General features: G+C 31.6%; 15 protein-coding genes and 1 pseudogene. 1 reads left to right on the forward strand and 15 read right to left on the reverse strand.

Annotated features, from left to right (window positions below; translation table 11 throughout):
• Positions 1-19 precede the first annotated feature (19 nt).
• The 12 genes from neuB to CKL_RS12150 all read right to left on the reverse strand — a co-directional run bounded on the left by neuB (position 20) and on the right by CKL_RS12150 (position 8,265).
• On the reverse strand, positions 20-1,018 hold the full coding sequence (neuB, locus tag CKL_RS12100; RefSeq protein ID WP_012102818.1) for an N-acetylneuraminate synthase: 999 nt from the start codon (positions 1,016-1,018) through the stop codon (positions 20-22).
• Positions 1,011-1,652 (reverse strand): acetyltransferase, encoded by a 642-nt coding sequence (locus CKL_RS12105; protein WP_012102819.1) that lies wholly within the window; start codon positions 1,650-1,652, stop codon positions 1,011-1,013. The genes neuB and CKL_RS12105 overlap by 8 nt, the downstream gene beginning before the upstream one ends.
• A gap of 57 nt (positions 1,653-1,709) precedes the next feature.
• Positions 1,710-2,696, reverse strand: coding sequence for an NAD-dependent 4,6-dehydratase LegB (locus tag CKL_RS12110; protein WP_012102820.1), 987 nt, complete (start codon positions 2,694-2,696; stop codon positions 1,710-1,712).
• 30 nt (positions 2,697-2,726) lie between these two features.
• Complete coding sequence (locus tag CKL_RS12115) at positions 2,727-2,984, reverse strand: peptidase associated/transthyretin-like domain-containing protein (RefSeq protein WP_012102821.1); 258 nt, start codon at positions 2,982-2,984, stop codon at positions 2,727-2,729.
• A gap of 17 nt (positions 2,985-3,001) precedes the next feature.
• Complete coding sequence (locus tag CKL_RS12120) at positions 3,002-3,334, reverse strand: peptidase associated/transthyretin-like domain-containing protein (RefSeq protein ID WP_242649420.1); 333 nt, start codon at positions 3,332-3,334, stop codon at positions 3,002-3,004.
• 26 nt (positions 3,335-3,360) lie between these two features.
• Positions 3,361-3,687 carry a hypothetical protein gene (locus CKL_RS12125; RefSeq protein WP_012102823.1) on the reverse strand — a complete coding sequence of 109 codons (327 nt, stop codon included), beginning with the start codon at positions 3,685-3,687 and terminating at the stop codon, positions 3,361-3,363.
• Positions 3,680-3,850 (reverse strand): hypothetical protein, encoded by a 171-nt coding sequence (locus CKL_RS20845; protein ID WP_012102824.1) that lies wholly within the window; start codon positions 3,848-3,850, stop codon positions 3,680-3,682. The genes CKL_RS12125 and CKL_RS20845 overlap by 8 nt, the downstream gene beginning before the upstream one ends.
• Before the next feature lie 49 nt (positions 3,851-3,899).
• Entirely contained in the window at positions 3,900-5,618 is a 1,719-nt protein-coding gene (locus tag CKL_RS12130; RefSeq protein WP_012102825.1) for a motility associated factor glycosyltransferase family protein, read from the reverse strand.
• Between the two features lie 185 nt (positions 5,619-5,803).
• Positions 5,804-6,091, reverse strand: a complete 288-nt coding sequence (locus tag CKL_RS12135; protein WP_012102826.1) for a hypothetical protein — start codon at positions 6,089-6,091, stop codon at positions 5,804-5,806.
• Positions 6,092-6,175: 84 nt separating this feature from the next.
• Entirely contained in the window at positions 6,176-6,475 is a 300-nt protein-coding gene (locus CKL_RS12140; RefSeq protein WP_012102827.1) for a hypothetical protein, read from the reverse strand.
• A gap of 91 nt (positions 6,476-6,566) precedes the next feature.
• Complete coding sequence (locus CKL_RS12145; protein WP_012102828.1) at positions 6,567-7,742, reverse strand: SAM-dependent methyltransferase; 1,176 nt, start codon at positions 7,740-7,742, stop codon at positions 6,567-6,569.
• Positions 7,743-7,824: 82 nt separating this feature from the next.
• The gene (locus tag CKL_RS12150; RefSeq protein ID WP_012102829.1) at positions 7,825-8,265 is read right to left on the reverse strand and encodes a MerR family transcriptional regulator; all 441 of its coding nucleotides are present in this window, start codon (positions 8,263-8,265) and stop codon (positions 7,825-7,827) included.
• 143 nt (positions 8,266-8,408) lie between these two features.
• On the opposite strand from CKL_RS12150, the gene CKL_RS21330 reads away from it, so the two are divergent.
• Entirely contained in the window at positions 8,409-8,543 is a 135-nt protein-coding gene (locus CKL_RS21330; RefSeq protein ID WP_423200919.1) for a recombinase family protein, read from the forward strand.
• A gap of 79 nt (positions 8,544-8,622) precedes the next feature.
• Here CKL_RS21330 and CKL_RS21805 read toward each other — a convergent pair.
• The 3 genes and pseudogenes from CKL_RS21805 to CKL_RS12160 all read right to left on the reverse strand — a co-directional run.
• A pseudogene (locus tag CKL_RS21805) lies at positions 8,623-8,752 on the reverse strand (transposase); the annotation flags it as partial.
• A 9-nt stretch (positions 8,753-8,761) separates the two neighbouring features.
• Positions 8,762-10,450 (reverse strand): methyl-accepting chemotaxis protein, encoded by a 1,689-nt coding sequence (locus tag CKL_RS12155; RefSeq protein WP_012620689.1) that lies wholly within the window; start codon positions 10,448-10,450, stop codon positions 8,762-8,764.
• A gap of 42 nt (positions 10,451-10,492) precedes the next feature.
• Positions 10,493-11,008: a methyl-accepting chemotaxis protein gene (locus tag CKL_RS12160; protein WP_012102831.1), complete on the reverse strand. Its 516-nt coding sequence runs from the start codon at positions 11,006-11,008 to the stop codon at positions 10,493-10,495.
• Positions 11,009-11,296 lie beyond the last annotated feature (288 nt).

Consider the following 11,296-nt stretch of genomic DNA (forward strand, 5'->3'; position numbering starts at 1 on the left):
TAAATTTCCCTACCTTACCTTATAAATCTATAAGCTCATCTTTTTTAAAATCCCTTTTTGCCTTTTTGCCAATAACATAACTCCAATTTCTAGGTGATATACCTGTTCCAGGTCTCTTTACGCATACATTTTCTTCAGTAAATGTTTCTTCAGATTTTATGAAAACTTTAGCTACCAAACTTTTCCTTGCCACTGCTCTATTTATTTTTTCTGAAGGGGTTTGAATTTTTATCCCATCTCCAAGGGCCCTTTCTATATTTCTCACTGCTTTGACCATATTATCCAGTTCAAACGGCTCCAAACTGGCCTTATGATCTGGACCATACATATTTTTATCTAATGTAAAATGTTTTTCTATAACTTTGGCACCTAGTGCCGCAGCTGCTACAGCTACCTCTATGCCTTCTGTATGATCTGAATATCCAACTGGTACTTTAAATGCATTTCCTATAGTTTTCATAGCCAATAAGTTTACTTCTTCCATTTTAGTTGGGTAATCGGTATTGCAGTGGAGTACAACAATATCTTTTGTGCCATTTTCTCTTAAAATGTTTAGTGAAAATTCTATATCTGATAAATTACTCATACCCGTTGACAGTATAACCTTCTTTTTTAACTTTGCTATCTTTATCAGGTATGGAACATTATCTATTTCACTGGAAGGTATTTTAAAAATTGACATTCCAATACTATTTAAAAAATCAATACTCTCTAAATCAAACGGCGATGATAAAAACATTATTTTTTTCATATCACAATAATTCTTTAATTCTATATATTGTTTATAACTTAACTCCAACTTTTCTAACATTTGTAATTGGGAAGTTTCTTCACCCAAATTATTAATTTGATAATTAGCCTGTTTTGCATCTCTTGTTACTAGATTACATGCTTTAAAAGTTTGAAATTTTACTGCATCCACTCCTGCAATTACTGCTTTATCAATCATTTTTTTTGCTGTATTTAAATCCCCATTGTGGTTAACTCCAGCTTCGGCAATTATAAAAATATTACTCATGACATTCTACCTCCCGACCTGGATTGCCATAAACCTTAATTCCATCTTTAACATTTTTAACAATAACAGAACCCGCCCCTATAAGTACATTCTTTCCCACATTAATATTTTGAATAATTGTAGCATTAGTTCCCACATGTGTTCCTTGTCCAATTGAAACTCCTCCACTTAATGCTACTCCAGGTGCTAAATGAACAAATTCATTTATTTCACAATCATGTTCCACTATAGCACCTGAATTTATAATGCACTGCTTTTTTATTAAGGAATTAGCATTGACAATTGCTCCTTTTCCTATAAATACACCTTCTTCAATTTTTGCACTACATGACACTACAGCTGTTTTATCAATTATAATGGGAAAATTATATCCTATGCTCTTCAATAAATTATAAAATTTTATTCTAACTTCAGGATATGCAATAGAACCAATTCCAATAAATGCATTTTTTATGCCGGATTTATATAATGAATCAAGCTCTTCATCACACCACACTCTATCTATATCTAATCCACTATGCTTCGTATGCTTTTTATCAACAATTCCCACAATCTGAAAATTCTTTAATCCATTTATAGAATCAATAATACTTCTACAGTGTCCCCCTCCACCAATTAATATTATTTTTTCCATAAACTTTCCTCCTGATTATTTAATTTAAAACATAATAAAAAAACTTTTCTAATCCAATTAAATATTATATATATCCGTTTTATATTTTTCTAAATTTTTCCCTACCTTAAACCACTCAATGGTTTCTTTGATACCTTCTTCAAAAGTAAATTTTGGAACCCATTCTGTTAACCTTTTTATCTTTTCATTTGAGCCTAATAATCTACTTACCTCACTTTTTTCAGGTCTAATTCTTTCTGTTTCACATATAATTTTAGCTTTTGGATTTAACTGCTTTATAAGTTCTGCCGCAAGATTCTTTATAGATATTTCTCTTTGGGAGGCTATATTTACTACTTCCCCCACTGTTTTGTCACTTTTAGCAATTTCAACAAAGCCATCTGCAGTATCTTTTACATAATTAAAATCTCTTGTTGCACTTAGTGAACCTAGTTTTATTTGCCCTTTTTGTGAGAACAATTGAGTTATTATTGTGGGTATTATAGCTCTTGCTGATTGTCTGGGACCATAGGTATTAAAAGGTCTTACTATTGTTATAGGTAAGGAAAAGCTTCTATAGAAAGATTCTGCTAATTTATCTGCTGCTATCTTGGTAGCTGAATATGGTGATTGTGCCTGGCAGGGATGCTCTTCAGTTATTGGCACAAATTTAGCACTGCCATAAACCTCTGAAGTGGAAGTTATGATAATTCTCTTTGTATTTAATTCTTTAGCTGCTTGAAGTACATTTAATGTGCCCTTTATATTGGTGTCCACATAAGAATCTGGTGAGTAATAACTAAAGGGAATGGCTATTAGTGCTGCAAGGTGGTACACATCATCTACATTTTTCAAAGCTTCTCTTACTCCATTTTGGTCTCTTATATCACCACTAAATATTTCTATTTCCTTTAGCATATGTTTTGGTAATGTATCTAACCATCCCCATGAATTGAATGAATTATAATGTACAAAAGCCTTAACACTATATCCTGAATTTAAAAGTTTTTCTACCAGGTGGCTGCCTATAAACCCATCCGCCCCTGTTGCCAGAACCTTATTCATGAATTGCCTCCTATATTATTACTTGATATGTTATTCTAAGTGTATACTGCAATTTACATTGCCTGGATCACTACATTCATTGTTAAAAACTTTTAATCTATAATAATATCTTTTATTGTAAATTAAGCAGCAAAACTCTCCATTACAATTTGTAAGTGTATATCCACAAAACTTTCTATAATCTGTATGTGGAAGGAATGCTTCCAATAGCACTATTGCATCTTTAACTGGATTTCCATTTCTATAACATACTTTCCCTTTTACCAATACCCTATTACAACTTTTCATTTCAGCATTCCTTCCATTTAACTTGTTGTTTCTTCTGAACATAAGGGTTCAATTATTGGTTCATATATATATAACTCATAGTTAACATTATGAATTTTTTCAATATTTATGGCATATGCTCCAGAATTATTGGTAATTGCATATCCAATTTCTGTTTCTTTAGGAGGTCTATAATTGTAATTTATACTTTTAATGCCAATAACTGCTCCCTCTACTGGATTATAATTTGAATCCAAGACCTTTCCCTCTATTAATATATCCTCACTTTTTCCTATTACAATTCTTTTATTTAATATTTCATATGAACGTAGTTCCTGTGGGGTTATAATAATTTCCGCATATGATTTCAAAATTTTACCCTCCCATTCACTACTCACTACATATTTAAAGGAGAATATATATTCATTTCGTAAAATATATCCGATAAAACTTCCACACAAAATAAATATTCTCCTCTATTATTAGTGTATGCATAACCTATTATTTTTTTAACATTACTGTCACAATTGACTTGAATTACTTCTATTGCAGCGCCAATACTTGGTATTTTATTTGAATTATATACGGTACCATTAACAATAACTCTTTTATGACATTTTAAAATTACATTCAAATTATATTTACTGCAGTGGTTTAAATTATCAGTATTTATTAGTATGGATCTTTTTTCACATAATTCTATAGTATTTTTACCATTAGCCATTATTCTTTTGATCCATATCTTCTGTAAATATAGTCACTGTTGTATCCTTGCCTGCATCCGTATCCTCCGATGATATTATTGATCCCTTTTTCTCCTTGCCATTAATCACCATCTTGCTTATTTTTACTTGTTTATAAACTTTGCCATTTATTATCTTTTCCATTATATTCCTCCATAATATACATTATTGCAAGTTAACTATTAGAAATGTCTTAATAAAACTCCTCTAGTGTGTCTAACATTAAAGACTCAACTTCTCTCAAGAAATCTTTCATTTTATGAAAATAAGCTAAAAAACATTTACTTTGATATCTTAAGTTTGAAGTCAGAGAATCATAATCTTTAGCATACATATTAAAAGTTTCTTCTTTTATATCAAATAAAAATTTATTAAAATATCCACCTAGATAAAGTCTCCCCGCTGATGATTCAAACCCATTTACTATTCCCATGACATATATAAACTTTTTAAGTTCTTCATCATCTTCATCCATATCCATTAAAGATTTATCAGATTCACTGGACAGTAAATCTTTACATAACTCTTCTCCTTCTTCTGCCGCAGCTGTACATCTTTTTACATAATTCAATATATCATAAGCTATACCTTCTGCATCTATTTCAATTGTTCTATCTATAATGCAATTTTTTTTTCTACTATCCGTATTATATATTTTAAATACCTCACATAATTCCCTGTGAGGTGCACCTTTAATTTCCGCCCCGTAAGATACATTGATAAATTCTACATTGTTGACTTCACTATAAAATTTTATATACTCTTCTATTTTTGCTCTAAAGTGATCAAGTGTTACATTGGTCTTTATTCTCTTACCAAACACATCCCTTACATTTAAATCAGTATTATAGTTATTTTTTTTATCACTATCAAAAACAGCTGACTCCGAATGATGCTTGCCATAGGTAAAAGCAAAATCTTGTCCTGCCAATATTAAGGGGGAACATCCCATAATGTTTGCAATATCTACACAGGTGTGAGCTACCGAACCTCCTAAATACACTCCTTTAAGTCCACATAGCTTAGGTATTGTCTTCGACAATAATGTAGATACATATATTTTTTCTCCCTTATAATCCCTTATTAAATATCTATTACTGTATTCATAAAATACCAGCGGTATATCTTCCTCTAAATAGTCCTTCATCATATCATAATTGTCATTTACAGGATCTATTGATACCACCATATCCGGTCTTATTCCATTTTTAAGCATTGCCCTAAGTGTTCTATTTCCTGCTATTATAAAATATTTATCTAATTTACTTTTATACTTCACCATATCTGCTAAATTTTTATCTAAAGAGGGCCCTGCGGATACTATTATTGCTGGAATACCTCTATTTATATTTTCATATAAATTAACCGGCGTTGCACTTTTTAATGATTTTAGATTACCTATTAAATTTTTAATATATATTTGGCTAAATCTGTTTGCAATACTTATAGAAGAACATGCCGTATAATAAACACAATCCAAATTTTCCATAAATATTTCATATTCTTCTCTATATACACGGGAATAATTTCCGAAGGCATGAACATATAGGTTATTAAAATTTGTATTATTTATCACACTATACAATTTGGTTCTTACAGAATTTTCATCATAAAAAACTAATCTTACATTATCATTATCTATATTATTCTGGCCTTCATTAAAAATTTCCTTATTGGGTTCAAAAATTAATATTCTGTTTTTTTCACACAATACATTATATAAAGCATTTAAATATTCACCTGTATCAACACCAAAAATAATAATTAACGAATCAAACTTAATATCCTCTATAGTTTTCAATAACTCCTTAATATCTTTTTTGTAATTATTTTTATCTGCTAAATAATAATATTTTTTTCCGTTTTTTACATAATAAACATGATAACCATCCAACGTTTCAATCTTTTGCATATTATCTCCCTATATTATCTCTTTAGAATATTTTTTCCTTTAATTTTATAATATTAAAAGCTGTATCGTTTGTTACCGATAATATAATAGAAAAGCTGTCCAAAAATAAACTTTAAAGTTATTTTGGGACAGCTGTATTTTAAATTATATTGTATAATTTGATAATATTATCAAAAATCTAATTATTAAACTCCAAAGAACTTAATTACTAGGGCAACATTAGCCTTACAAGTTACGCCATATCTTCCTACTGCATCTGTAAAAGTAGTGTGTTGTGCTTCTTCAGTTGTTGGAGCAGTACTCTCCCAAACTTGGACAGCACCACTTTGCATAGCAGCTCCAGTGGGACTTAAGGCCGTTCCTCTTAATAAAAACATGCCCCAGGTACTTGTGCTGATATCTTTAGTATATGATGTTCCTGAATCTGCAAGAGATGCTGCAACGGTAACTGCTTTTGGTCTGTAATTAGCCATGGCATTCTCCCCTTTTAATCTACATTTTGAGTATTATTTACTCCATTATATAATATATATAACCTGTGAAATTAGTTACAATTCTTATGCTGGAGAATATGCAGTTAATTCATAAGCATAACCTTTTTTCCATAAAAGTGGTACACCATAAGAACCATCCTCTAATGTAAAAGTTACTCCTATGTTTTTTTTAACTTGTGGTGTTACATTACTGTCGATTTGGATTATATCAATAGCTGCATGTGGCAGTGGCCTTCTCTGTGGACTATACACCACACCCTTTAAAAGTACATACTCTTCACTTGGTAAAGTAGCATTTTTGCATATTATTTTTTGTGTAGTTAATTCTTTTCTGGATATTATTTTTTTTACTACAGCACACATAAAATTCCCCTCCTCCACATTTAAACTATTTGTATTTAATATATCCTATGTGATCTTGTTAAGATTTGGACTGCAAGTATTTAGTTCATTTTCATTCATATATATAATTACGAGTCAGTGGCCAATTATTATTTACACCTTTAGTAAATAGGAACTGATGAATATCGATGTTGCCACAATGAAATGATGCCGCACAGGAGTTTAAATAAAGGCGCCACATGCGAATAAAAGTTTCATCTTTTATTTTCCTGATATCTGGAAGAGCCTCCTCGAAATTTCGAGCCCAATGTTCTAAAGTTTTAGTATAATGTTCACGCAGGCTCTCAAAATCTATAAGATAAAACTTATTCATAACTATTATGGAAACAAGCTCTTGAACTGCAGGTATGTATCCGCCTGGAAATATGTACTTATTAATCCAAGTATTTGTTCCCGCTCCATCATAACCAGTAATACAATGCAGGAGAGAAACCCCACCCTCATTCAGAAGTGATTTAACAGCAGAAAAGTACCCTGGAAGATTTTCTTTACCTACGTGTTCAATCATTCCCACGCTCACTACTCTGTCAAAAGTCCTATTCCTCAATTCCCTAAAGTCAATGAGCTGGACCTCTACCAGGTTCTGTAATTCCTCTTCTTTAATTCTTTCCAAAACCCGGGAGTATTGCTCTTTACTAAGTGTAATTCCCAAGGCTTTAACCTGATAGGTTTTAGCAGCTGTAAGAATAAGTTCTCCCCACCCGCAGCCGATGTCCAGCAGCGTTTGACCAGGGTGCAAATTGAGTTTACGTAAAATATGATCCACTTTGTTCTTTTGAGCCTGAAACAAGCTGTCTTCCGGCGATTCAAAATATGCACAAGAATAAGTCATACTATCATCCAACCATAAACGATAAAAATCATTACCTATATCATAATGAAACTGGACATCATCCTGGCTTTTACGAATGGTATTGGATAGTATTTTTGCCAATTTAACATAAGGTTTTTTGTCATGGAGAAAGCTGCTATAATTATTATAGATGGATTCAATAACTTTTTGTACACTTCCCTCAATGTCAATTTTGTTATGCATATATCCTTCACCAAATGCAAGAGACGGATCACTTATAATCTCTGATTTTGCAATAGACTCATAGAAGTGAATCTTGAAACGAGCTTCTCCATCACCATACTTTTTTACTTCTCCATCCCAATACTTTACTTCACAGGGGTCAGCAAACATATTCTTCATGACATTATGATAGAACGCTTTATCAATACTCATTTATAATACCCTCCTATTATCATTGGAATCTTTATTTTTCCAGCATTAAATTATCTACTTTCAATGAGTGACTAATGCTTTCTCACCCTTCAAAGTTCTCCATATTCATTTTTTCAACAACTGTTTGAGCTCGTTTTTTTAAATCCAGTAACTCCTTACGTACATTTTCAATTTTATCAATCTTTTTTTCAATGAGTATAAGCTTTTGATCTATATTATTTATAATCTCAATCAATTTTTCTTTTTGCTTAGCTGGTTCAAATGATTGTTTGTAATCTATTTTATTGGCTTCCATTGCACTGCCAAGTGATATGAAATATTGCAGCTCTTGAAGAGAAAATCCCAAAGCCTCTTTAGCATTTTTAATCTTTACCAATAAGTCAATATGTTCCTGAGTGTAGCATCTAATCCCTCCTTCACTACGCATAGGTGGTGGTAAAATACCAATTTGCTCATAATACCTAATTGTCCGCTTAGTCAAACCACTTTCTTTTGAAACCTGATCTATTTTTAACCAATCCATAAAAGCCCTCCAAAGTCATTAATTCTATAATAGAATAACATTCCATTTACATTAACGTCAACGTTAATTGCTGGCAAGAGTAAAATTGTGCCATATATCCCTAATATATTGCGTAACCTAACTGAAAAAATATAAAAGAAGGAATACATTTAGTAAGTTATAAAGAGAATACGGATACATCAACCGATATTGGGAAGTCAATGATTACAATGATAAATGCTATTGCAGAATTTCAACGTATTAATTTACTTGAAAGACAAAAAGAGGGTAAGGCGTGAAAATAATTATGTGTATTCTCTCTTTTTAGACAAATAATTTTAATATGTGATAAACCTCAGGGATCCGGGGACAGAGTCCCCGGGGTACATTGCTAACAGGACCAAACTCAGATTTTATAGTTTTTTTAGCAACCATTTCTACTGTTAGTTGTCTGTTTTTCAGTTACATTGTATTTATCATATCCAAGTTGAGTATCCATTTCTGCTTCTTAAAACCTTTATTTAATCTTAAATGTATCTAAGGAGATTTGTAGTGAAGCAATTATTTCCTTCAGTATACTAGCCTGAACTGCAATTTTTTCCGCTGCCATAGTTTGTCCTTCTATATTTACTATCGTATTTTGAATACTTGCGGCTGTCTGCTCGGAGATTGCAGACAAATTTTCAGTCATTGCAACAATTTCATTCTTTTTTAAATCCATTTCCATACTACTACTCGTCGTATTGGAAATCTTGTCATATAATTTATTTATTAATTCAGATATGTTTGTAAATAAGCTATTTGTGTCATCGACTGCTTGTTTCTGTTCTATCGAAATCTTTTCTGCTTCCTGCATCAAGATTGAAGTTCTATCTGAATTATACTGAATTTCCTTTATAAGTTCATTGATGGTATTGGACAGATCCTTTGTCATATTTGCAAGCTTCGAAATTTCTTCAGCAACAACTGCAAATCCCCGACCTGCTTCTCCAGCTCTTGCACTTTCAATCATTGCATTCAATGAAAGCAGATTAGTCTTTTGTGTTATATCCATGATTGATTGAGTTATATTCGTAATAGCTTTACTTGTTTTTCTAACTTCATCCATACTGAGAGATACATTACTATCTTTTTCCGCCCTTTCTCTTGATTTTCTTATAAGTTCTCCTACAATTAATTTTCCCTTCTCGCTGAGCGCTTCTGTTTCATGAGCGATTTCATTCATTGCAGCTATATCTGAAGTAACTTCGTGAATTTTTTGCCCTAAAATCTGCATTTGAACCACTCCATTTTCAACTTCAGAGGAATTTTCCTCAGATGCCCTGGAAATTTGCTGTACCACATCCAAGATTTCCTTGGAATTAGTTTTTGATGTTTCAGTTGCAAAGGATAGTGTAGCAGCACTCTCAGAAACCGTATTTACAGCCTTTACGACTTTATAAATCAATCCTCTTGTATTTGAAATCATTTGATTAAAGCTCTTTGTAACTTTAGCAATTTCATCCTTCGTCAAAAACTTACCTTCAACCGTTAAATCACCCTGAGAAGCACAATTAAAGTCATGAATCATGCTTTCCAAAGGTGCCGATATGTTTTTGGAAATAATTCTACTTATGAACAAAACAAGCACTAACGACACAAGTATAACAATTATGATAAAAAAGGTCATTTTGTCCATCTCTTTAAAGATTTCATTTTTGGGTACGGCAATACATAAAATTTGGCCGTTTTCCAGATGTGAATAGGCCAGCAAATAATTTATCCCTAGTTTTGTAAATTCTGCAACCCCAGAAGTGTTTTTATCTATATCCTTAATAACATCCTTATACACACCATTGTCCATTGAAGCAAAATTAGTAATTGATTCACTTTCTTCTGACTGCTTATCCTCCCCTGTTTTCATAAACTCTGGAAATGCGATAAGATTATGCTGCTGGCTTAATAAAAAGCTATAGCCTGAATTAAAAACTTTTAATTTTTTTACAAGGCTCTCTGTATCTTCAAAGGTCATATCAATACCTACCATTCCTATCGTTTTTTCCTCATTTTTGATAGGTATTGCATAAGATATCATATTCATATTTAAATCCGAATCCAAATATGGATCCTGCCATAAATCTTTTCCATCAAGAATTGGAGTAAAATAATATTCATATTCATCATCTCTGTTCTCCGTCAAATAGATACTTCTATCCTCTTTTGTCATGTCATACTTTTCAAAAGTACCATCTTTATTGTCATCATAAAATTACGTTATCGATGATAAAATGATATTATCAAAAGATTTTACTGTGGCACCCAATCTTTCGTGGGACTCATTTACAATAACTTTGTTATTTTCCATTCCCGCCCTGGCAGCTTCTATGGCAGCATTTAAGGCAAGCAGATTGGTCTGCTCTGCAATGCTATTAATTGATTCTATTATTTTTCTTATAGAATTGGATTTTTCAGACAGTTTATTTATTTGCAGTGCCACATCCTCCGTGGCCTCTTTATTTTCCTTGAATTTATCCGAAAGTTCACCTATAGACTTTACTCCTGAATTATTATTTTGTTTTAGACTACTCATACTGGCAACAGTTTCACTAATTTTATCCTCTGCAACTTCAATCTTGTCCGCCAACTGATTGCAAATTTTAAAATTATTATTAACTTCCTTTGCCTGTTCTCCCGAATCAGCTGCAATTTCTTGAGATGCCTTTGCAACCTGGTGGGAGGTTTCATTAACACAATTATAAGGTTTTCCAATACATTTAAAATGCAATTTACGATAATCACACTTCTGTGAAAAATATCCTTTCTACATACCCAAAACAAAACAATCACAACAAAATTTTTGCATTACTATATTTTTCATATTTTACTATAATCTTTTTAAGTTTATATTATTTTTATGTTAAAATATTCACATTGCAATCCTATTTGGTTGACACGGTTTCTTCTTTGTTTAAATATCTTCCCTCCTCTGATGGATAATCATTTTTATTATTTCCTTAAAATTTTTAGACGATCTAACTTACCAATAACTTATCCACAGTTTATCCACATTATC

Source organism: Clostridium kluyveri DSM 555 (genome assembly GCF_000016505.1).
GTDB lineage: Bacteria > Bacillota > Clostridia > Clostridiales > Clostridiaceae > Clostridium_B > Clostridium_B kluyveri.